The sequence below is a fragment of the Ensifer sp. genome (genome assembly GCF_035999185.1).
Lineage (GTDB): Bacteria > Pseudomonadota > Alphaproteobacteria > Rhizobiales > Rhizobiaceae > Ensifer.
On sequence record NZ_DASYHB010000023.1, the window covers coordinates 32,095 to 54,245 of the forward strand.

23 protein-coding genes are annotated in these 22,151 nt (G+C 62.4%); 11 read left to right on the forward strand and 12 right to left on the reverse strand.

The genetic code is table 11. From position 1 onward, the window contains the following. Positions 1–562 precede the first annotated feature (562 nt). The gene (locus tag VGO04_RS02130) at positions 563–2,527 is read left to right on the forward strand and encodes a CHASE2 domain-containing protein (protein ID WP_327494310.1); all 1,965 of its coding nucleotides are present in this window, start codon (positions 563–565) and stop codon (positions 2,525–2,527) included. A 33-nt stretch (positions 2,528–2,560) separates the two neighbouring features. Here the strand turns inward: VGO04_RS02130 and VGO04_RS02135 are convergent, their stop codons facing one another. The 5 genes from VGO04_RS02135 to VGO04_RS02155 form a co-directional block, all read right to left on the reverse strand. Next, complete coding sequence (locus VGO04_RS02135; RefSeq protein ID WP_327494311.1) at positions 2,561–3,277, reverse strand: ABC transporter ATP-binding protein; 717 nt, start codon at positions 3,275–3,277, stop codon at positions 2,561–2,563. After that, on the reverse strand, positions 3,258–4,022 hold the full coding sequence (locus VGO04_RS02140; protein WP_327494333.1) for an ABC transporter ATP-binding protein: 765 nt from the start codon (positions 4,020–4,022) through the stop codon (positions 3,258–3,260). The genes VGO04_RS02135 and VGO04_RS02140 overlap by 20 nt, the downstream gene beginning before the upstream one ends. Next, complete coding sequence (locus VGO04_RS02145; protein ID WP_327494312.1) at positions 4,022–5,020, reverse strand: branched-chain amino acid ABC transporter permease; 999 nt, start codon at positions 5,018–5,020, stop codon at positions 4,022–4,024. Before VGO04_RS02145 ends, VGO04_RS02140 begins: the two co-directional genes overlap by 1 nt. Positions 5,021–5,022: 2 nt before the next feature. Next, on the reverse strand, positions 5,023–5,889 hold the full coding sequence (locus VGO04_RS02150; RefSeq protein WP_327494313.1) for a branched-chain amino acid ABC transporter permease: 867 nt from the start codon (positions 5,887–5,889) through the stop codon (positions 5,023–5,025). 171 nt (positions 5,890–6,060) lie between these two features. After that, entirely contained in the window at positions 6,061–7,233 is a 1,173-nt protein-coding gene (locus VGO04_RS02155) for an ABC transporter substrate-binding protein (protein ID WP_327494314.1), read from the reverse strand. 610 nt (positions 7,234–7,843) lie between these two features. On the opposite strand from VGO04_RS02155, the gene VGO04_RS02160 reads away from it, so the two are divergent. The 7 genes from VGO04_RS02160 to VGO04_RS02190 all read left to right on the forward strand — a co-directional run bounded on the left by VGO04_RS02160 (position 7,844) and on the right by VGO04_RS02190 (position 14,010). Next, positions 7,844–9,376 (forward strand): caspase family protein, encoded by a 1,533-nt coding sequence (locus VGO04_RS02160; protein ID WP_327494315.1) that lies wholly within the window; start codon positions 7,844–7,846, stop codon positions 9,374–9,376. Between the two features lie 65 nt (positions 9,377–9,441). Next, positions 9,442–10,764, forward strand: a complete 1,323-nt coding sequence (locus VGO04_RS02165) for a glycoside hydrolase family 3 N-terminal domain-containing protein (RefSeq protein WP_327494316.1) — start codon at positions 9,442–9,444, stop codon at positions 10,762–10,764. Positions 10,765–10,969: 205 nt separating this feature from the next. Next, the gene (locus tag VGO04_RS02170; protein ID WP_327494317.1) at positions 10,970–11,764 is read left to right on the forward strand and encodes a DUF899 domain-containing protein; all 795 of its coding nucleotides are present in this window, start codon (positions 10,970–10,972) and stop codon (positions 11,762–11,764) included. Further along, positions 11,761–12,042 carry a hypothetical protein gene (locus VGO04_RS02175; protein ID WP_327494318.1) on the forward strand — a complete coding sequence of 94 codons (282 nt, stop codon included), beginning with the start codon at positions 11,761–11,763 and terminating at the stop codon, positions 12,040–12,042. Before VGO04_RS02170 ends, VGO04_RS02175 begins: the two co-directional genes overlap by 4 nt. A gap of 405 nt (positions 12,043–12,447) precedes the next feature. After that, positions 12,448–12,663 (forward strand): hypothetical protein, encoded by a 216-nt coding sequence (locus tag VGO04_RS02180; protein ID WP_327494319.1) that lies wholly within the window; start codon positions 12,448–12,450, stop codon positions 12,661–12,663. A gap of 155 nt (positions 12,664–12,818) precedes the next feature. Continuing rightward, a complete protein-coding gene (locus VGO04_RS02185; RefSeq protein ID WP_327494320.1) occupies positions 12,819–13,139 on the forward strand; it encodes a FliM/FliN family flagellar motor switch protein in 321 nt (106 codons plus the stop codon). Between the two features lie 103 nt (positions 13,140–13,242). Next, positions 13,243–14,010, forward strand: a complete 768-nt coding sequence (locus VGO04_RS02190) for a 3-hydroxyacyl-CoA dehydrogenase (protein ID WP_327494321.1) — start codon at positions 13,243–13,245, stop codon at positions 14,008–14,010. Positions 14,011–14,038: 28 nt separating this feature from the next. On the opposite strand, the gene VGO04_RS02195 is transcribed toward VGO04_RS02190, so the two are convergent. After that, complete coding sequence (locus tag VGO04_RS02195; protein WP_327494322.1) at positions 14,039–14,806, reverse strand: metalloregulator ArsR/SmtB family transcription factor; 768 nt, start codon at positions 14,804–14,806, stop codon at positions 14,039–14,041. 11 nt (positions 14,807–14,817) lie between these two features. On the opposite strand from VGO04_RS02195, the gene VGO04_RS02200 reads away from it, so the two are divergent. The 3 genes from VGO04_RS02200 to VGO04_RS02210 all read left to right on the forward strand — a co-directional run bounded on the left by VGO04_RS02200 (position 14,818) and on the right by VGO04_RS02210 (position 16,533). After that, positions 14,818–15,426, forward strand: a complete 609-nt coding sequence (locus VGO04_RS02200) for a superoxide dismutase (protein WP_327494323.1) — start codon at positions 14,818–14,820, stop codon at positions 15,424–15,426. Between the two features lie 149 nt (positions 15,427–15,575). Further along, positions 15,576–16,172 carry a flavin reductase family protein gene (locus VGO04_RS02205; RefSeq protein ID WP_327494324.1) on the forward strand — a complete coding sequence of 199 codons (597 nt, stop codon included), beginning with the start codon at positions 15,576–15,578 and terminating at the stop codon, positions 16,170–16,172. 28 nt (positions 16,173–16,200) lie between these two features. Beyond that, entirely contained in the window at positions 16,201–16,533 is a 333-nt protein-coding gene (locus VGO04_RS02210; protein WP_327494325.1) for a tetratricopeptide repeat protein, read from the forward strand. Between the two features lie 62 nt (positions 16,534–16,595). On the opposite strand, the gene VGO04_RS02215 is transcribed toward VGO04_RS02210, so the two are convergent. The 6 genes from VGO04_RS02215 to VGO04_RS02240 all read right to left on the reverse strand — a co-directional run. Further along, positions 16,596–17,876 carry a TRAP transporter large permease gene (locus VGO04_RS02215; RefSeq protein ID WP_327494326.1) on the reverse strand — a complete coding sequence of 427 codons (1,281 nt, stop codon included), beginning with the start codon at positions 17,874–17,876 and terminating at the stop codon, positions 16,596–16,598. Continuing rightward, complete coding sequence (locus VGO04_RS02220) at positions 17,877–18,398, reverse strand: TRAP transporter small permease (protein WP_327494327.1); 522 nt, start codon at positions 18,396–18,398, stop codon at positions 17,877–17,879. An 82-nt stretch (positions 18,399–18,480) separates the two neighbouring features. Next, on the reverse strand, positions 18,481–19,458 hold the full coding sequence (locus VGO04_RS02225) for a TRAP transporter substrate-binding protein (RefSeq protein WP_327494328.1): 978 nt from the start codon (positions 19,456–19,458) through the stop codon (positions 18,481–18,483). A 132-nt stretch (positions 19,459–19,590) separates the two neighbouring features. After that, positions 19,591–20,463: an amidohydrolase family protein gene (locus VGO04_RS02230; protein WP_327494329.1), complete on the reverse strand. Its 873-nt coding sequence runs from the start codon at positions 20,461–20,463 to the stop codon at positions 19,591–19,593. Beyond that, a complete protein-coding gene (locus VGO04_RS02235; RefSeq protein ID WP_327494330.1) occupies positions 20,460–21,602 on the reverse strand; it encodes a mandelate racemase/muconate lactonizing enzyme family protein in 1,143 nt (380 codons plus the stop codon). The genes VGO04_RS02230 and VGO04_RS02235 overlap by 4 nt, the downstream gene beginning before the upstream one ends. A gap of 17 nt (positions 21,603–21,619) precedes the next feature. Beyond that, positions 21,620–22,151, reverse strand: a 532-nt coding sequence (locus VGO04_RS02240; RefSeq protein ID WP_327494331.1) for a dihydrodipicolinate synthase family protein, incomplete at its 5' end; no start/stop codon positions are given.

Genomic DNA, 22,151 nt, shown 5'->3' on the forward strand with positions numbered 1-22,151 from the left:
GAACGTACAGAAATATTGCCGCGATACCTGTCTCTCGAATAATACACATCACCTGGAAAAAACTCCGAACATTCGCCCGGCATTGACCTTTTGAAGCAGCCGACTTTCACTGTTTCCAGACGGCTGGAGGCGAGGGAACAGATGAGGTGGCGGCGGCATCGAGTACTGTTCGAAGCGGCGGCAATACTCTGTCCTGGCATCGCCTTTGCTGCTCCAGCTCCACGAACGCCGCTCGTCGTCGGGCCAGTCATTACCCGAAAGCCCGACATGGAAGTTCGCATTGTCGGCGTGTCCAACTCGAGCTTCGGCGACCCCTGCCGGGCTCTTTTGTCCAGCGGTCTGTTGCGCGCCAATGCGACTGACGCCCCTGCCATTCTGTTTTCCTCCCGCACCCAGATACGCCTTGGCCGCAGGCCGCAAGCGGCTCGCGGCGGGGCGACGGCGAGACGCTTGCTGCAGGACTTCCCTGGAGCCCGACCTTCAAGGGCACTTTCAAGGCGCGGGTCAAACTACGGTTCTGATGGAGGGGCATGTCGCCGTGCGGGCATCGAGCGATAGAACCGTGCAAGGGGAGCCTGCCGCTCCTTGGCAGCGGCAGCTGAAACTTCTTGCCCTTTCCGTCTCCGTCGCCATCGCGCTGTCGCTTGTGACCTTGAGCAACGGCTGGCTGCACAATGAACTGCGCAGCTTCGACTACCTCTCGACCATCGAAACGCCGCCTCTGCCTGACGACGGCCCGATCATCGTCGCCATAGACGAACCCTCGATGACTGAGATCCGCCGGCGATGGCCCTGGCCCCGCGCTCTGCACGCACGGCTGATCGAGGCACTGCGCAAGGCTGGCGCACGTGCGATCGGCATCGACGTGATCTTCGCCGAACCTTCGACCAATCCGGCTGACGATGACGATCTGGAAAGGGTGCTTGGACCTGACGTCGTCCTTGCCGGCGATCAGACCAACATACCCGAGCCGCAGTCGGACCAGTTCGTGCGCACCGAGCCCCTCGCCCGTTTCACGGCAAAGGGCGCCAGAACAGGCATCGCGTCGGTCAACCTCAGCGGCGACGGAACCCTGCGCGCGATCCCGGATTACTCCGACGGTTTTGCCGTCACGCTGGCAGAAATCGCGGGCACGCGGGCGAACCCTCCTCCGAAGGACGCCCTGCTCCAGGTGTTTGGCCCCGCACGGACCTATCCGACCGTCTCCTACTACCAGGCGCTCGATCCCGACAATCTTCTGCCAGCAGGCACCTTTGAAGGCCGTGTCGTCCTCGTCGGCCTCAGCCTGAAGGACGCACCGCTGATTGCCGACGGTGGCGCGGATGCCTTTACGACTTCGGATACCGTGCATTCCAACAAACTCGTTTCCGGCGTCGAAATGCAGGCGACGATCTACGACAATCTGGCAAACGACCTGTACATCCAGCGTGCGCCAAGACCGGTGGTGGTAGCGGCAATTGCGTTCGCCGCGATGCTGGCGGCGTTTGCGGTGTTGCGGTCGACGGGCTGGCGCACGCTTGCCTATGGCGTCGCAGCCACCATCCTCATTGTGCTTGCAAGCTATGCGGCGCTGCGCTTCGGTCACATCTTCATATCGCCGCTTGGCCCGGGCCTCGCCTTCCTCGCGGTGACCGCAGGCCAAGCGGCGCTCGACTATGCCGAAGAACGAGAGCGGCAGCGGGAGATCACCCGCGCCTTCCAGCCATACCTATCCCCTGCCCTCGTTGAACGCCTGGCCAAGAATCCGTCACAACTTCGGCTCGACGGTGAACGGCGCACGCTGACGATCCTCATTTGTGACATCCGCGGCTTCGCCGCGATCGCCGACGAAATGAAGGACGAGCCGGAGCGGCTGACCGCCCTCGTCAACCGGCTGTTGACGCCGCTCTCACAGGCTGTCCTCGACGCGGGCGGCACCGTCGACAAATACACCGGCGACGGCCTGACGGCCTTCTGGAATGCGCCGCTCGACGATCCGGATCATGCCGTCCACGCGGTCAGCGCCGCACTTGACATGCTGGCGCGCCTGGAGCGGGTCAACAACGCGCTCGAAGCCGAAGGCAAGCGCGAAAGACGGCCGGCGCGAAGCTTCAAGATCGGGGTCGGCATCAACACCGGCGAATGCACCGTCGGCAACATGGGCTCTGACGATCGCTTCGACTATTCGGCGCTCGGCGACGCCGTCAATCTGGCCTCGCGCCTCGGAGGCGCATCGAAGGACTACGGCGTTTGGCTGCTGCTCGGCGAAGAGACGGCGCGGCTTGTGGAGCAAAGCTACCCGGTTGCCGAACTCGACCGCATTTCCGTCAAGGGCGACAGCGCGGCGTCACCCGTCTTCACCGTGGCCATCGGCGCCAAAAAGGAAGCCCTCGAGCGGCACGCGGCCTTCGTTCAAGCCAAATACGACGGCGCTCTGCGCGTGCACGATGTGGTTTTCGACCGGATGAAGAGCGCCCTGCCGTCGCTTGCGCGCTATTACGAGCGCGAGCGCAGCCGTCTCGATACGTCACGTCGCGGGCCGAAGTGAGCAGGCGCGACGCCGGTCAATACAAGCAGTCAGTCAATGCAAGCCACCGACGCCAAGCAAGCGCTCGACCGTATCGTGATCGGCAGCCAATGCGTCAGGCGATCCTGCCCAGGCGATGCGGCCACGCTCGAGCACGATCACTTGGTCGGCGAAATCCAGCGCACTCTGTATGCGCTGCTCGACCAGAAGGATCGTCATGTTGCCGGTTTTCGCCAGTTCGGCGAAGGCCTTCATCAGCTCTTCGCAGATCACCGGCGCCAAACCTTCCAGTGGTTCGTCCAGAAGCAAAACCGTCGGCTGGCCGAGGATGGAACGCGCAGTCGAGAGCATCTGCTGCTCGCCGCCTGAGAGCTGGCTACCGAGATTGCGCCGACGCTCGTAAAGGCGTGGAAACATGTCATAGGCTTCCTGAATGGCGCTCTTCGGACGCCCTTTCAGCCCGACGAACAGGTTCTCCTCGACAGTCAACGTCGGAAACACGCAGCGCGCCTGCGGCACGAAACCGAGGCCATGCATGGCGCGCGAGGCGCTTGGCAGCGCCGTCACGTCGGTGCCCCCCATGCGGATGCGACCATCGTAGCGCCGCGTCTGGCCGGCAAGGGTCGCCAGCAGCGTCGTCTTGCCCATGCCGTTGCGGCCAAGCACCGCAAGCCGGGCACCCGCTGGAACGGCAAAGGACACGCTTTCGAGCACGCGCGTCGGCCCGTAGCCGGCGGACAGGTTTTCCACCTCAAGCGGCGTGGCTGGCATTGGCATAGCTCCCCAGATAGGCTTCCCGCACGCGCGGATCCTTTGTCACGTCCGTCGGCGACCCGTCAAAGATGATCGCACCCGCAGCCAGCACGATCACGCGCCTGGCAAAGCGGAAGACGAGGTCCATGTCGTGTTCGATCATCAGCACGGCGAGATCGGCAGGCAGGTCGGCGAGCGCCTGCTCGATGCGACCGGTATCACTCTGCGGCACGCCGGCCGCCGGCTCGTCGAGCAGCAGCACCTTGGGCTTCAGCGCCAGCGCGACGGCGAGTTCCAGCAGACGCTGCTGGCCATAGGCGATCTCGCTTACCGGGCGGTGCATCAACTCGCTCAGCCCGAGCTTGCCGAGCAGGTCCTCTACCTCGGCCATCACATCGGGCATGCCAAGGAAATTGCCGAAGAGGCGTCCCGCACGACCGGAGCGTTGCAGCACCGCGAGCGCGACATGCTCGGCGGGCGTCATCTCGGCAAAGAGCCGCGTGACCTGAAACGAGCGGACGAGGCCGCGACGCACCCGTCCGATGGCGTCAATCCTGGTCACCTCTTCGCCGCCGATCAGCACCGCGCCGGCATCCGGCTTGAGATTGCCGGTCACCAGATTGACGAAGGTGGTCTTGCCCGCCCCATTTGGGCCGATCAGCGCCACCCGGTCGCCCGGCGCCATACTGAGACTGACGTCGTTGGTGACGGCAAGCCCGCCGAAGGCGCGTTTCAGGTTACGAACCTCGAAGATCGGCTGCATCATGGCGCCTCCCGGCGGCGGGTGACAAGGGCAGCGGCGGTGCCGTAGATCCCCTTCGGCGCGAAGAGCACGACGGCAATCAGCAAGGCGCCGACCATCGTCAGCCAGTGGAACGGGTTTGCGGCCGAAACAACGTCCTCGAAGAACATGAAGACGACCGTGCCCGTGAGAGCACCGAACAGCGAACCGGTGCCGCCAAGCACGAGCATGACGAGGCTTTCGGCCGACATCGTGAAGGACAGACTATCGAGGCCGACCACTTGGGTGGAGATCGCATTGAGCGCACCGCCGACGCCGGCCACGGCGCCCGAGATGACATACATCTTGGTCAAGGCGATCTTCGGCGACGCGCCCATCGAGCGGATGCGGATCGGATCCTCCTTGATGCCGCGGCAAAGCATGCCGAAGGGCGAGCGCACGACCAGTCGCAAGAGCATGAAGACGATGGCGAGCAGCGCGACGCCGAAGACATAGGCCGTGCGCCCCCAGAGGTCGAATTCATAGAGACCGAGTAGTGCTGAAGGCGCGATCCCGGATAGGCCGTCGCTGCCGCCGGTAAAGGAGGACGCCTTGTTGGCGAGTTCGTGAAAGAGGTGGATGAGCGCAATCGACAGCACCAGCTGCGGCAGGCCATGCGCCCGCAGGATGACCACGCCGCAGACGAGCCCTGCTACCGCGCCAGCCACAATGCCAAAGGCCAGCATCGCGAGCGGATCGTTGATGCCGTAGTGCGCCGAGACGATGCCCGCGGCATAGGCGCCGGCGCCAAAGAGAGCAGCGTGCCCGAGCGTCGCCACGCCGCAGTAGCCGGTGACGAGATCGAGCGACAGGACGAGAAGGGCTGCCGCGATGATCCGCGTCAGAAGTGCCAGGTTGTTCGGAAAAAGGACGTAGCCGATCACGGCCACCAGCAGGATCACCGCCAGCCCAACAAGGTCTCCAGCACCGTAGCGCCGGCGTGCGGGCGGCGCCGCAATCATCGCGTTCGTCGTCGTCATGGTCATCCCTTGGCCCTCCCGGCAAGTCCGCGCGGGAAGACGCAGATGATCGCGATGACGGCCAGATAGAAGAAGAACTCGCCGAATTCCGGCATGAGATAGCGCCCAGTGGTGTCGATCGCACCGAGCAGCAGGCACGCGATCAGTGCGCCCGGGATAGAACCTGCGCCGCCTACGGAAACGACGACGAGGAAGGTCACCATGTAACGCAGCGCATAATAGGGCTCGACCGGAAGCAGTTCCGCACCGACGACACCGCCAAAGGCGGCAAGCCCGACGGCAACCGCAAAGCTCACAGCGTAGACAATCTCGGTCCGCACCCCAAGCGCTGCCGCCATCGCCGCATTGTCGACGGAGGCCCGCAACTTCACGCCGAAGGCGGTTTTTTCGATTGCGTACCAAAGCGCTGCCGCAACAGCGAAGCCGCAGACGATTGCGAAGATCCGATGCGTGGCGATGGCGCGGAAGCCGAGGTCGACGGAACCCTGCAACGCGCTCGGCAGCGGCACCGTCTTCAGCGTCGGGCCAAAGACATAGTTGGCGATCCCGATGATGCAGAAGGTGATGCCGATCGTCATCAGCACCTGCGTCAACTCCGGCGCGCCATAGATCCGCCGATAAAGCAGCCGCTCGATCGGAACGGCTATGATGATCGTGCCGAAGACCGCGAGAAGGACGGCAAATCCGTAGCCAAGGCCGAGGTCGCGCGCCGCATAGGAGGCGATGTAGCCGCCAATCATGGCAAAGGCGCCATGCGCGAGATTGACGACGCGCATCAGGCCCATGGTGACCGAAAGGCCGATGGATATGACGAACAAGACCATACCATAGGCCAAGGCATCGATTGCTATGCTGAGAACGGTTTGCATGGGGCTATCCGCTGCCCTTTCTTCCAGTTTCGCTGCGCCGGATTCGGAGCGGCATCATAAACGCGGCGACACGCTCCGGCGCCAGGGTCCGTGACGTCGCATGCAGGCACGCCGCTCCCCAAACGATCGACATCAGTTTTAGGTGGGCGCCGAGCGCCCGCCTAAGCGAGCCTATTTCAGGGCTGCAAGCCCAGGGTCGCCCTGCTTCTCGAAGGTTTGGATTTCCTTGTTGTAGTAGGTGCCGTCATCAGCCTTCGCCACTTCGCGCAGGTAGATGTTCTGGGTGATATGGCGCGATTCCGGATCGATGGTGACGGGGCCGCGCGGGCTCGTCCACGAGAGCCCTTTCACCGCGTCGACGGCTTTGGCCGCATCCTGCTCGCCCCCGGTCGCCTCGATCATCTTGTAGATGACATGCATGCCGTCATAAGCGCCGACGGATGGGAAGGACAGCTCGGCTGGATTGCCGATCGCCTTGCCGGCCGCTTCGACGAAGGCCTTGTTCTCCGGTGAATCGTGCGAGACCGCATAGTGGAAGGTCGTCTGGATGCCGAGCGCCGCCTCTCCAAGGGCAGGCAGGTCGGATTCCTGCGTCAGATCGCCCGGTGCGAAAAACTTGATGCCGCCGTCCTTCAGGCCGTTGTCCTTGAAGGCCTTGACGAAGCCGAGCGTCGTCGGGCCGGACGGCAGAAAGGCAAACACGCCCTCAGCGCCGGAATCCTTGATGCGCTGCATGATCGGCGAGAAATCATTGGTCGCAAGCGGCATGCGGATCGCCTCGACCACTTGGCCGCCGGCGGCTTCAAAACCCGCCTTGAAGGCATTTTCCGCATCAACGCCCGGACCATAGTCGCTGACGACGGAGATGACCTTCGATACGCCCGCGTCCTTGGCCACCTTGGCAATCGGCGTCGACGTCTGCCAGGTGGTGAACGAGGTGCGCACGACGAGCGGGCTCTTGGTGACGATCGCCGAAGTGGCCGCATTCATGATGACGAGCGGCACGTTTGCCTGGGTCAGAAGCGGCGTTACGGCCATTGCGTCCGGCGTGAAGTAGAAGCCCGCGAGATACTGCACGCCTTCCTTGACCACCAGTTCCTGCGCCAAAGCCTTCGCCTGAGCGGGGTCGGCCTGCGGCACGTCGCGATAGATGATCTCGATGTCGTCGTCGCCGACCTTGCTGCCGTTCAGCGCCATGTAGGCATCGATGCCGGCCTTGAAATTCTTGCCCTGCAGCGCAAAGGGACCAGAAAACGGCCCGACGACACCGATCTTAATTGTGTCGGCATAGGCAGCACTGCTCATAGCCAGGGCCGCAACCGCAGCCAGAATAACACGTTTCATATTTCCTCCCTGAGATGCCGGCCACTCCCGTACCCGCATCCTCCTCGCAAACGCCAGCCGATTTGATAGTTATCAGCTTGCCATGCCAAACGGTGATGTAAAAATGAAATATGGGGCGCCAATCATAATTTAGAGGTTATGTATTTGCCCAACTCTTCCGAAAACTCCGGAGAGCGCCTTGAGCTATGTCAGCCCTGTCATGAGCCGAGTTTTCGTCGCTTGACGACAGGGAAGCGGCGCTGGTTCGCAGCAAGGCATTACAAACCAAATTTCCACGATACGATGACTTCGATCACCCCCGACGAAGTTACGCTCGCCTGGCGAACGAAGCGCGCTTCCAGTTCTGCGGTCGAATTCCCCTCACAGGAGTATCACGCAGGCGTTTTACTTCATCCGGTACCTCGGATTGCTTGAGCCATGTACCATTGGGCACGCCAACCCTTGCAGAAAGTAGTATCATGGAGGCTGATTGGAAGGGATCGACCGGGGATAGTTTCATAAATTCGATATTGACGCCGACGGTTTTGAACCATTTTTATCTATATGTGGGAGCTTGTTCGTGCACTTACTCTGCCTCTCAATCGCTCTGTTACTTTGGATAGCAAGTCCTTTGACCGCGCAATCGGCAGAGGGGTCCAAGAAGGTTGCGCTCGTTATTGGCAATGCGAAGTACGAAAAGGAAGTCGCACTTACGAACCCCGAGAATGACGCCCAGGACATGGCGGTTGTTCTGTCGGAAATCGGCTTCGACGTAACCATCAAGCTCAATGCGGACTTCGAGACATTCAACGATGCGCTGAGCGAATTCGCGCAGAAGGCGGAAAATGCCGATGTAGCCATCGTCTTCTACGCCGGACACGGAATTGAGTTCAACAACCGGAACTATCTCATTCCAACGGACGCGACGTTGGAGAAAGAGAGCCAGATCCGCTACAAGACGATCGAGCTCGAGTCCATGGAAGAGGCGGTTAGCCGCGCCACCAGGCTGCGCATGGTTTTCCTGGATGCCTGCCGAAACAACCCGTTTGCACAGCGGCTGCAGTCCCGCTCGGGCGGCAAGAGGTCGGTTGTCGGCCGAGGGCTCGCAGGCGTCGAACCCGCCGATGGAACGGTCGTGGCGTTTTCCGCGAAGGGCGGCACCACCGCCAGCGACGGAACGGGCAGGAACAGCCCCTACACCAAGGCGCTGCTCAAGTACATCAAGGCACCGAACCTCGACGTGGACATGCTCCTGAGAAAGGTGCGCGATGACGTCCGCAAAGACACCAACAACCAGCAGGAGCCGTTCGACTATGGCTCCTTGCCGGCAGAAACGATCAGCTTGAACGTCGTCGGTGCCGGGCAAGCGGAGAAGAACGACGCCCGTGCGTCCGAACCGACCGGCGCGGCGCCCGACAAGAACGAACCTGCCCGGGAAGCGTGGAATGCCGTCAAAGACAGCCAGTCGAAAAGTGATCTTGAGACCATTGTCCGATTGTTTCCGGGCACGATCTACGCAACCCTTGCCGAGGGGCGGATCAGGGAGATGACAACCGAGCCTGTCGCGGAGACCGAGGTCAGTTCGCTCAGCGACCAGGACCGCGCGGCGATGCCCACACAAGAAAGCCTGGAGCCCGAACAGTGGCTGATGGCCATCTATCCGAACCTCGATTTTTTTGGCGGCGATCTCGTCGCGGAAGGCATACGCGTTGCGTCCGTGGAACAGTGCGCCGCTGCCTGCGGGAACAACCTCGCCTGCCGGGTCTTCACCTACAATGCGCGCGTAAACCGCTGTTACATAAAAGGCGACTACGAGCTGGCACAGCGGGCGAACGAAGTCGTCGGAGGGCTTTTCTACAAGGGACGGAGAAGCGACACGCCGCGCGCCATAAGGGCCGAGTGGGAATTTATCCTTGCGGGCGATATCGTCTCACAGGATCTCGGCTCGACAAACGATCCTGACTACCCTTCGTGCTTCCGCAGCTGCCGCAACAATTCCCAGTGCGAGGCCGTTTCGTTCGCGAGCAAACTCAAGCGCAATCGCTGCTGGCTGAAGACGGGGTACAATCAAAGCATGCAGGCGAGGAAGGGTGTTCTTTCCGCACGTCGCATCAATCAAACCGTGAGCCCTTCCCTGGTCCTTCCGGCCACTCCCAAAGGCTAACATGGTTAACACAAGATTAAGACCATCCCTTTATGGTGAAGGAGCCAGTCCAACGGGAGGCGATATTGCGCACCATCGTCGGGATAGCCTTGCTCACGCTGTCGATCTTCCCGTATCAATTGCGGGCGGCTCCACATGAGACGCATTTGCCTGAGGCGACAGCCGGCAACGGCATTCGCCAGCAGGCCACCGTTTCTGCCGCCAAGCCGACAGTTGTGGCCAGCGCCGCGAAAAAAGGCGACGACGTCGCGCTGCGAGAGATGATCGGCCAGATGATCATCATCGGCTTCGAGGGCTCCAGGGTCAGCGACCCCAGCATCCGGCGGCTGCTGACGAAAATCGAGAACGGCCAGATAACCGGCGTCCTCTACCTTCAGCGCAACATCGCTTCGAAAAAAGCGACCGCCGCGATGAACAACGCCATGCAGAAGGTTGCGCCCTCGCCGGTTCTGATCGCAATTGACCAGGAGGGCGGGGCTATCCAGCGCATCCCGCCGTCACTCGGATTTCCCGCACTTCCTCCGGCAAAAACCGTCGCGTCGAAAATGTCGCCGCGCCGTGCCTATGAAGCATACTCGTCGCTCGCGATTGCTCTCAGCCAATGGGGGTTCAATCTCAATCTCGGGCCGGTGGCAGACCTGGACGTCAACCCGCAGAGCCCGGCTATCGGCAGGCTCGGCAGGAGCTTCTCCCGTGACGTGGAAACGGTGGTTCAATACGCGGCGGCATTCGTCGATGCGCATCGCGAACATGGTGTACTCACCGCACTGAAGCATTTTCCCGGGCACGGATCGGCGCGCGCTGACAGCCACGACGGTTTTGTCGACGTGAGCCGGACGTCCAAACCTTCGGAACTCACCGTATTTGAACGCTTGATCGATGACGACTTCGCCGACCTTGTCATGGTCGGCCACACTTTCGACGCCAAGTACCAGCCCAACGGCAAGCTGCCGGCGACCTTGGATGCGCAAATCGTAAGGGCGCTCCTCCGCAATCAGATCGGCTACAAGGGCCCCGTCATTACAGATGACCTGCAGATGGCCGCCGTGGCAGGACGTTTCCCTTTGCGGGAGGCGGTCGTCAGCTCCGTGCTGGCCGGGAACGATCTGCTTGTTTTCGGAAATTCGAAGACGGTTGATCCCGATATCGACGTCAAGGTCACAAACATCCTTGTGCAAGAGGCTGCCCAAGATCCCAAGATCAAGGCAGCGATAGCACGCGCGGCAAAAAGGGTAGCCGCTCTCAAGCAAAGACTGCTGCCAGGTGTCGACAAAACCACGACCCGATCGATCGACCGTGCGGTTTCCTACATCACGCCCGACTTCATGCGATCGCAGCGTCGAGACTATGCCCTTGTGCCCGGTCCTTGGGTTCAAAACGGCAACTGACGTCGTTTTTTGCCGCCTCACGCCCCCGCGGCCGCCGGCCATGCGCAGACGCTAACGCCAGCTCGATCGCAATGCCGTCACACTTGTTACTCCCGCCATTCGGTTGGCAATGCCAAGCTATCCTCGACTGAAAAGCCGCGACGATGGGCGCTCAAGGGCGCGCCAACGTCGTGGGATCGAGCCAGAAACGAGGAGGTTCAAGGCCATGGACAAGACAGTCGAGAACGGACGGACGACCGGCGAACCGGCGATGCAAAGGCCAGCGGTCGTTTCACCGCAGGCGTGGGAAGCGGCCAGGCAGGAGATGCTCGTCAAGGAGAAGACCCATACCCGTGCCCGCGACGCACTGGCGGCCGAGCGCCGGCGCATGCCGTGGATGGCGGTTGCCAAGGACTATGCGTTCGAAGGCCCGGACGGCAAGAAGAGCCTCCTTGAGCTCTTTGATGGCCGGCATCAGTTGATCGTTTACCGCGCGTTCTATGAGCCCGGCGTCTACGGCTGGCCCGATCATGCCTGCCGGGGCTGCTCGATGGTTGCAGACCAGGTCGCGCATCTTTCCCATCTCAACGCCCGCGATACGACCCTCATCTTTGCGTCCCGCGCGCCACAGGCGGATATCGCGCGGCTCAAGGCGCGGATGGGCTGGACCATGCCGTGGTACACCATCACCGACAGCTTCGACGTGGATTTCGGCGTCGACGAGTGGCACGGCCACAACGTGTTCTTCCGCGACGGCGACCAGCTGTTTCGCACCTATCTGGTGAACAATCGCGGCGACGAGCAGATGGGCGGCACCTGGAATTATCTGGATATTACGCCGCTTGGTCGCCAGGAGGTCTGGGAGAACTCGCCGGCCGGCTACCCGCAGACCCCGAGCTACAAGTGGTGGAACTGGAACGACAGTTATATCGAAGGCGCCGCCCCCGATAAGAAATGGGTCGAAGTGTCGGACACCGGCGAAGCGGCCATGCGCACCGCCGATACGAGCACCACACCATGAGGACGGACGGCCGCTCCGCACCACCGGGCGAGCGGCTTACTCGTCGCGGCCTCATGCGGGTGGTGGCCGCGGTGATGACGCTTGCGGCAGCCCCGACCTTCACTCTCATGGCGCTTCTGTCCAGCAACGGGGGCAGCGATGCGGGTCCGATGATCTGCGCCGATGGTGCAGCAGCGCTTGGCGGGATGAGCGCCATGTATCTCCTGATGGCCGCCTTTCATCTCGTCCCCTGGCTGAGATTGATCGATTTCAGCCGTGGCCAGCCTGATCGCGCGTGACACGCGCGATCAGAGGCACAACGGTCCTTTCTGGTGCGACACTCAAAAGGTGTGGAAACGCTCAAGCACATATGTTGCTCCCACAAGCGAATGGGCATGCTGCTTCAAGCTGCAAAGCGAGCGTCTTTGCAGCTTGAAGTCCGGAACGGTTCCACTAAGTAAAATCGACAGCATCTCGGGCGATTGCGCCCATAAGAGTGCGTCTGTCGCTTTCCGAGTACGATCGGTTCCGATTGGTAAATACAGCGAATCGGGAATTTGACCTTGAGTGTTGCCACGCCTCAACCGAGCCCAGCACGTTCCAAGCGCCGTCTACTGCCATGGGCGGCGGCTGTTCTTGTGGGCATTACAGCCATCGGGTCCACCCTATACTTCCTAATGTCCCCGAAAGGCCCTCCCGCCGAGATGGCCGCGATCGCAACGCCGGGGCTCGAAACCGGTATCGACGCTGCCATAGGCGCCGGGCCGAATTTCGAGATCCTGTTCAGCGATGGCGATCGCGGGCTGATGGTCTACGAAGGCTATGTCTATGTCGTCCGCCTCGGCGACAAATTGCCGAACGGCAAGCGCACGATCGGATTCCAGAAACGGGACGGAAACTGGGCGGCGGTAACACTTTGAGGGCTTCCGCGCTCTCCCGATTGTGGATGTTAACACTTTGTTAACGCTGGCTCGCAAGGCACCGAGAACCCCCATTTAGCCACGGTTGCCACCTGAGGCGAACTGGCGCAACTCTTTGTTAAAGAGTCGTGAATCAGTGCTTTGGATGGTAGAGGATGATTAACAACAAGCTACAGAATGAGCTGGTCGAGCTCGACGAAAGCCCTGCGTTCGAAGGCCGTTCCGTCATGAGCGAGCGCGCCGTGCAGGGGATCCCGCTGGCGATCGAAGCCGTGATCGGGCGGGCCAAGCTGACGGTGTCGCAGATTTCAAAACTACACCAGAACGACACCATCCACCTGGACCGCAATTTCGGCGAACCGGTGGAACTCAAGGTCAACGGCATGGTGATCGGCAGGGGCGAAATCGTCTTCGACGAGGCCACCAACGCCGTCGGTATCAAGATCATCGAAATTTCGCCGATAGGCGCCCACTGACGCCCGAGCGCGCCCGGCGAGGTCGGCTTCCCATCTTGGCTTCGACGGGCAGCAACGCTATGTCGATTAGCAGCGACACGATCCAGTGCGGGAGGAGCCTCAGATGCTGATCGATGGAAAAGTCTTTATCGTGACCGGTGGCGGCTCGGGCCTCGGCGCGGCTGTCGCACGGCAGCTTCACGGGGCGGGCGGGCGCGTTGTCCTGGCCGACGTCAACGCCGAGGCCGGCCAGAAGATGGCCGATGAACTCGGCGGCAATGCCTTCTTCCAGAAGACCGATGTCACCAACGAGGCCGATGGCGCTGCTGCGGTTGCGGCAGCACTTGGCCGCTTCGGCCATCTGCATGGGCTGGTGAACTGCGCAGGCATCGCGCCGGGAGAAAAGGTGCTCGGTCGCGATGGACCACATCGCCTCGAGAGTTTCGCGCGCGCGGTCGGAATCAATCTCATCGGCAGCTTCAACATGCTGAGGCTGGCCGCCGAAGCGATCCAACGGGAAGACCCAGGTGACGACGGCGAGCGCGGTGTGATCGTCAACACCGCATCGGTCGCCGCCTTCGACGGCCAGATCGGCCAGGCGGCCTATGCCGCCTCCAAGGGCGGCGTCGTCTCTATGACGCTGCCGGTCGCCCGTGAACTCGCGCGATTTGGCATCCGCGTTGTTGCGATCGCCCCCGGCATCTTCGAAACGCCGATGATGGCGGGCATGCCGCAGGAGGTGCAGGACTCGCTCGGCAAGAGCGTGCCCTTCCCGCAGCGGCTCGGCAAACCGCACGAGTTCGCAGCACTTGTGCAGCACATCTGCGAAAACCGCATGCTGAACGGCGAGGTCATCCGTCTCGACGGCGCCCTGCGCATGGGCGCGCGCTGACGGGGGCGTCACGCCGCAACAGCGCCTGTCAGGCGACCCGATCGGCCATCCTGACCACATAGGCACAACGGCGCGCGCCGGCGAGAATATGCTCGGCGCGCTCGATATCGACATCAGGGCCAAGCACGTCGCGAAACACGTTCAACTCCGCGCGGCAAAAGCCCTGACAGCTCGTTGCCGCCGCGCAAATCGGGCAGTGGTTTTCGACGAACAGAAACGTGCCGTCACCGGGATCTTCGCACGCGGCCATGTAGCCTTCCTGCGAGCGCAACCGCACGAGCTCATCCAGTCGTTCGCGCAGGTTCCTTTTGCCATCCATCGCTGCACGATAGGTCTGCCGGGTCTCGTCTTCCCGCGCCGCTATCAAGTGATCGATTGCGTCCTCGCCGAGCGTTTGCCGGATTGTCCTTAAGAGCTGGACCGTCAGTTCGGCATGCGTATCGGGAAACGCTCCGTGACCAAGAGCGGTCAGGCCCCAAAACTGTGACGGACGACCAACGCCTTTTGCCTCCGACCACGAGATGACGGAGCCATCTTCGCAAAGGCGGACAAGCTGCTGGCGTACCGCCTCACCGGTAATCGCCAGGCGCTTACCGAGCGCCGCCGCGGTCTGCGGCCCATGCAGTTTCAGCGCAAGCAGGATGCGTTCTCCTGGCGTGCGGCCGCTGCTTTGCCCTGGATTTAACAAGTGATCGCTTGACATATTCCTGCGCACGGATTTACAAAGAATTATCTTGCTAAATACACTCTCGGTCGATCTTAGACAAGCGATCCATCGAGAGTGCCCCGCCCGCAAAGGATATCACCATGGCCTTCGAACTTCCCGCCCTCCCCTATGCAGCCACAGCACTCTCTGACAACGGCATGAGCGCCGAGACGATCGAGTTCCACCACGGCAAGCATCACCAGGCCTATGTCACGGCGCTCAACGGTTTCGTCGAGAAGGACGCGTCGCTCGCGGGCCTGTCGCTGGAGGACATCATTCGCCTCAGCCATGGCAAGGCTGAACTGGCGCCAGTGTTCAACAATGCCGGCCAGCATTGGAACCACATCCTCTTCTGGAACAACCTTTCGCCCAAGGGCGGCCAGATCCCCGGCGCGCTCGAAAAGAAACTGGCCGAAGACTTCGGCGGCGTGACTGCCTTCAAGGATGCCTTCAAGGCGGCCGCCACCGGCCAGTTCGGCTCGGGCTGGGCCTGGCTCGTGCTCGGAACGGACGGCAAGCTCAAAGTGACGAAAACCGCCAACGGCTCCAATCCGGTCGCAACAGGCGAAGGCAAGGCCCTGCTCGGCCTCGATGTCTGGGAACATGCCTATTACATCGACTACCGCAACCGCCGGCCGGACTACACGACGAACTTCCTCGACAAGCTCGCCAACTACGAGTTTGCCGAAGCGGAACTGCAGTCCGCCTGACCGCTTGAAGATCGCCGCGATCCGCAACCGGCTCGCGACGCGGTTGGTCAAGAATGTGTGGTAGCCCCCGCCCCGCCTGGACCGGGGCTTCCGCAACCCCCGTGGCGCCTCCCCGTCGCCACGGGCCATTCTCAGTTGGAACACGTCCCATGCGCCAGACACCTCCGCTTTCCGTCGACATCGACACCCATGCCGAATTGGCCGTGTCGAAACCGGAGTTCGCCGACGCCCTGTCGCATCTCGCCGCCACCGTCTGCGTGGCGAGCGCCGGCGCGGGCGCCGACAGTCTCGGCCGCACGGTGACCGCGACCTTCTCGCTTTCCGCCAACCCGCCATCGATCGTGATTTCGATCAAGGCCGACAGCCCGCTTGCGACGCTGATTGCGACGGACAACGGTTTCTCCCTCGCCATGCTGGCCGAGGGACAGGAGATGATCGCGGACGCCTTTGCCGGCAAGATCGACGCCGCCCAACGCTTTCTTGTCGGCATCTGGGCCGATTGGCCCAGCGGGCGTCCACGGCTCCTGGGCGCTGCCGCGGCTCTCGACTGCGTGGTCAGCGCCGCGATCGAGGCTGGCGACCACATGTTGTTCGTCGGAACAATTGTCGCAACCGAGGCCTCAGACCATGTCGCCCCCTTGATCTGGAGCCGGCGGCAATATCAATCTCTCGACAAGACGAAGCCGTTGCTTGCGCTGCCGGGCAGGAACCACCAGTCCTCCGCGGCAGCCAAGCCCGCGGCTTGAGGCGGTGACCACGGGAGGAACGCCAGCCATGCGGCAAGTTCTCGAGAAACTGTTGCTGGAGGGAAAGGACGATCCCCTGCTGCGCTTCACACTGGCGAACGTCTGCCTGCAGGACGCCGAGTGCGAAACCGCCCTCGCGCACGTGCAGCGCGCGATCGCGCTCAACCCGGACTATTCGGCCGCCTGGAAACTGCGCGGCGCTATCCTGCACAAGATGGGACGGTTCGAAGAGGCCCTTCAGGTCTGGCGCGAAGGCCGGACGGTCGCGGAACGAAAGGGCGACCTGCAGGCCGCACGCGAGATCGGTGTGTTCCTGAAGCGGCTGGAACGCCAGTGCACCGCGGCGAACCATAACAAATGAGCGAATGTTGCCAGGCCCGGCCAGTGCGACCGGGCCCGGTTCAGACCTTTCGGCAGATCAGATCACTTGAAGACCGATGGCAGCCAGAGCGACAGCGCCGGGATGTAGGTGACCGCCATCAGGACGGCGATGCTCGCACCGAAGAACGGCCAGATGGTGCGCATCGCCTCGCGAATGGTGATGCCACCAACGGCGCAGCCGACGAAGAGGACCGTTCCGACCGGCGGCGTGTTGAGGCCAATGCCGGCATTCAGGATCATCACCACGCCGAAATGCACGGGGTCGATGCCGAAAGCCTTGACGACCGGCAGGAGCACGGGCGTGCAGATGATCACCATCGGCGCCATGTCCATGAAGGTGCCAAGGATCAACAAGATGATGTTGATGACAAGCAGCACGATGATCGGGTTTTCCGAGATCGCGCCGATCGCGCTGATCATCAGCGCCTGCACCTGCAGAAATGCCATCAGCCAGCCGAAAGCCGCCGCCATGCCGATCACGAGCAGCACCATGGCGGTGGTGCGCACCGCACCCATCACGGCCTCGACGAAGCCCGCCCAGTCCAGCTCGCGGTAAACCAGCATGGCGACGAGGAAAGCGTAGAGCACAGCGATGCAGGAGCTTTCGGTGGCCGTAAACACACCGGAGCGCACGCCCCCGAAGATGATGCCGATCAGAACGATGCCGGGGAAGGATGCGAGCAGGTAGTAAAAGACCTTGGAAAAGCCCGGAAACGGTTCGGCCGGATAGCCGCGACGCCGCGCGACGACATAGGCCGTGACCATCAGCGCTAGCGCCAACAACAGGCCGGGAATGATGCCGGCGGTAAAGAGATCGGCGACCGAGACGTTGCCGCCGGCGGCGATCGAATAGAGGATCATGTTGTGCGACGGCGGGATCATCAGCGCAATGATCGCCGCGTTGACGGTGACGTTGACCGCATAGTCGCGGTCATAGCCGCGCTTGGCCATCTGCGGGATCATCAGGCCGCCGACCGCCGACGCGTCTGCCACCGCCGAGCCGGAAATGCCGCCAAAGAGCGTCGAGGCAACGATGTTGACCTGGCCGAGACCGCCGCGCAGGTGCCCGACGAGGCCGGCGGCAAACCGGATGAGCCGGTTGGCGATGCCGCCGCGCACCATCAGGTCGCCGGCAAAGATGAAGAACGGGATGGCCATCATGGCAAAGACGTTCATGCCCGAGTTCAGCTGCTGGAACACCACCACCGGCGGCAGCCCCAGATAGAGCACGGTCGCAAACGATGCTATGCCAAGGCAGAAGGCGATTGGCATGCCGATGAACATCAGCAGGGTAAAGACCCCGAAAAGAATTGTGTAAGCCATTCAGGCCATCTCCTGCACGGCGACGTCGGCGGCGAGCTCGACGCCAAGAAGCTGGTCGATAAAGCGCTCCGCGGCAAACAGCGCGATCATCGCGCCACCGACGATGAGCGGGAAAAAGTCGACGCCACCGGGCCATCCGAGCACCGGTATGGATGCGGTCCAGGTTCCGGCCGAAAGGAGGGCACCGTAATACGCCATCGCCAGACCGAAGACGGCGATCAGGCCGAGACTTGTCAGGTCCATGGCCAGCTGCACCGACGGCTTCATCACGTGCCTGACGACATCGAGGCCGAGATGCACGCTTTCGCGCACGCCGACAGCGGCACCAAGCATGATGAACCACGCCATGAGGTGGAGCGATAACGGCTCCGACCAGCTTGGAGAGTCATTGAGAACGTAGCGGGCAAAGACCTGCCAGCCGACGATCAACGTCATGGCGACCATGCCGATGCCGGCGATATAGAGCGACGCGCGGCTCAGGCACCCAAGAAACGGGCGTATCGCCCGCATGAAACGACGCATTTCCCTGCCTCCTTCGGCAAAGCGATCCGGTGGAGAGTGGCAAAGACCGGCCCCGATGTCGGAGCCGGTCTTGCCGCTGCCATCACTTGACCGCCTTCACCCGCTCGAGGAGGTCCTTCAGCTTCGGATCGCTGACGAACTTGTCGTAGACCGGCCCCATGGCGGCTGCGAACTCTTCCTTGTCGACCTTGATGACGTTTGCACCGGCGGCGCGGACCTTCTCTTCCGAGACCTTCTCGCGTGCGCTCCAGAGTTCACGCATCTTGCCGACGGAGTCCTTTGCCGCCTGACGGATCAGGCCCTGGTCGTCGGAAGACAGCTTGTCCCAGCTCACCTTGGAGATCACCAGGATTTCCGGATTGAGCGAATGTTCGGTGAGCGAATAGTTCTTGGCCACCTCGAAGTGCCGGGCGGACTCGTAGGACGGCCAGTTGTTTTCAGCACCGTCGACAACGCCTGTTTCCAGCGAGGAATAGACCTCGCCCATCGGCATCGGGGTCGGGTTGGCGCCGAAGGCCTGCATCATGGCGATCCAGAGATCGGACTGCTGCACCCGGATCTTCAGGCCCTTGAGATCGGCCAGTTTCTCGATCGGCTTCTTGGTGGTGTAGAACGAGCGGGCGCCGGAATCGTAGAAGGCAAGACCGATCAGGCCGTGTGGCTCGAAGGCCGCGAGCACTTCCTCGCCGATCGGGCCGTCGACCGTCTTGTGCATGTGCTCCGTCGAGCGGAACAGGAAGGGCATGCCGAGAACCATCGTCTCCTTGACGAGGTTGTTGAAGGGCGCGGCATTGACACGGTTCATGTCGATGACGCCGAAGCGGGTCTGCTCGATGGTGTCCTTTTCACCGCCAAGCACGCCATTGTTCATGACCTCGATCTTGATCCGCCCGTTGGTGCGCTCGGAGAGCAGCTGTCCCATGTACTTGACGGCTTCGACCGTCGGGTAGCCGTCCGGGTGGATATCCGCCGAACGCAGGGTGATTTCCTGCGCCTGCGCCGCCGTGCCGGCAAACGCCAGCCCCATTGCGACGCAAAGAATGCCTGCAATTTTCTTCATGTTTTCCTCCTCCAGTGATCGTGCTGCGGCCTCTCCCAAGGCCGAAGTTGCTGCCCGTCCGGGCCGGCATGCGAAATCCTCGTATCGTTGAGCCCGACAGGAAGCCTCCCAGCTCCCTGTCGACCGCTGAAATCACGCGGCCACGAAGGCCGGCAGCTTGAACAGGCGTTCAGGGTTCTCGACGAGGGCCAGATGCCGTGAACGCTCGTCGGCAAGCCAGCCAAGCACCAGCTCGGCAAGCCGCGCATCATCGGGATAGTCCTCGGTCTTCCTGATCATGTTGTGCGGCCAGTTGCTGCCCCAGACGATGCGTTCCGGCGCATGTGCGGCGATCCGGCGCGAAACGGCGGCGACGTCGGCATACGGCCAGGCGTCCCTTGAACTCTCATAGACACCGGCAAACTTGAACCAGACATTGCCCCGGTCGATCAGTTTCAGGAGCGCTGCGATCTCCGGCCCGTCCGGGTCGACGCCGCCCAGGAACTTGCCATGGTGATCGAACACCCAGCGGGACCTGATGCGCTCTAGCCGCGGCAAATGGTCGAGCAGCCCGTTTCCGTCGAACTGGACGGCGATCATCCAGTCCGCGGCCAACGCTCGCGCGTCAACGGCCTCGAGCGCGTCGAGCCGCACCGCGCCGCCTGGCAGATCCATGACGCGCGCGCCGACAGCACCGGCTTCGCACAGCCCTCGCATCTCGGCATCCGACGTGGTCTCATCGATGACGACGACGCCGCGGGCGGCGGCACCCATCTCGGCAAGGCAAGCAAGCGTATTGGCGTTGTCTTTCTGATGGGCATTGCCCTGGGTGATGATCACCCGGTCGATGCCGAGCCAATCCATCACCTGGCGATAGGCCCCGGCGTCCGGCAGCGGCTCGACCGGAAGACCCGGACCACCGGGCAGCGACGGAAAGCCAGGCAGATACATATGCATCTGCGTGTCCACCGTGCCCCTCGGCAGGCGTGGCTCCGGCGGGCGGCCGCTCAGAATGCGCTCGATCATCGCGCGAGCTCCGGCATCTTGAACTCGGCGAGCGCATCGCGATTGATCTCGATGCCGAGGCCCGGCGCGTCCGGGATGGCAACGACGCCGTTGACGGCCTCGATCGGTCTTGTCAGCACCGCCTGACGGAACGGGTTCTCCGTCCGGTCGAACTCCATGATCGGCTCGATCGGATTGAGCCGCACCGGGTCTGGCGTCATCGACGCCATGAATTGCAGCGCCGCGGCAAGATGCACGCCAGTGCCCCAGACATGCGGCACGACGCGAACCCCGTGCAAGGTCGCAAGGCTTGCGATCTTCGCCATCTCGGAAAAGCCGCCGCAGCCGCAAAGGTCCGGCTGCAGGATGTCGACGGCGCGGCCTTCGATCGCCGGCCACATGCCGTAGCGGCTATGCCATGTCTCGCCGCCGGCAACCGGGATCGGCTGTCCGGCGCGCACCTCGCGATAGGCGGAAAGCTGTTCCGGCACTACCGGTTCCTCAAACCAGTCAATATCGTAGTCCGCCGCCGCCTTGCCGAGGCGGATCGCCTCGGTGACCGTGTAGCCGTGGTTGGCGTCGATCATCAGTCGCATGTCATCGCCGATCGCCTCACGCACCGCGCGGATCACACGCAGGTCTTCGTCGATGCCGAAACCGATCTTGATCTTGCAGGCGTGAAACCCCTGCGCTCGACGCTCGGCCATCTCCGTCGCATTGTCGGAGACACGGTCGACACCGTCGCGCTTGAAGCTGCCGGTCGCGTAGGCCCGAACGCTCTCGCGCCAACGGCCACCCAGCATCATCGAAACGGATGCGCCGTAGTGTTTTCCCTTGATATCCCAGAGCGCGATGTCGATGCCGGACAGCGCCGTAACCGCCAGACCACGCTGCCCCTGATCGCGCAAGGCATTGTAGAGGATTGCCCAGAGCTTTTCCGTCTGGCGCGGGTCCTGCCCGATCAGCCAGGGGGAATACGCCGCCACCACAGCCGCGTTCGGCCGCGCAGGACCGAGGCATTCGCCCCACCCCACCGTCCCGTCATCACATTCGATCTCGACCAGCACATGCGCACGACGATCGAAGCGCATCGAAGCGCTTTCGAAGGGTACGGCAAGCCGGTGTTCCAGGAGATGGGTTCGGACGGCGGTGATCTTCATGGCTCTCCGTCCTCCCATCACGCCTTGCGCTTGTGGGCGCCGATGAGCGCATCAAGCATCTCGATTTCCGCGCCGGTCAGGTCCTTGAGCGGTGGGCGCACAGAGCCGGTCTTGAAGCCCTGCAGGCGCACGCCGGCCTTGACCGCCGAAACCGCATAGCCCTTGGCGCGGTTGCGGATGGCCATGAACGGGTAGAAGAAATCGTTGAGGATGCGCTCGCAGGTGGCACGGTCGCCGCCGCGAAGTGCCGAATAGAACTCGTTGGCAAGGCCGGGCACGAAGTTGAAGACGGCAGAGGAATAGGTGGTGAAGCCGGCGCCGAGATAGGCCTCGGCAAACAGTTCCGCCGTCGGCATGCCGCCGAGATAGGTCAGCCGGTCGCCCATCTTGGCGGTAACCTGGCGCACCAGACCGATGTCGCCGGTGCCGTCCTTGAAGCCGATGAGGTTCGGGCACTCGTCGCAAAGACGGGCGAGCGTATCGGCCTGCAGCACGGAGTTGTCGCGGTTATAGACCATGACGCCGATACCGACCGACTGGCAGATCTTC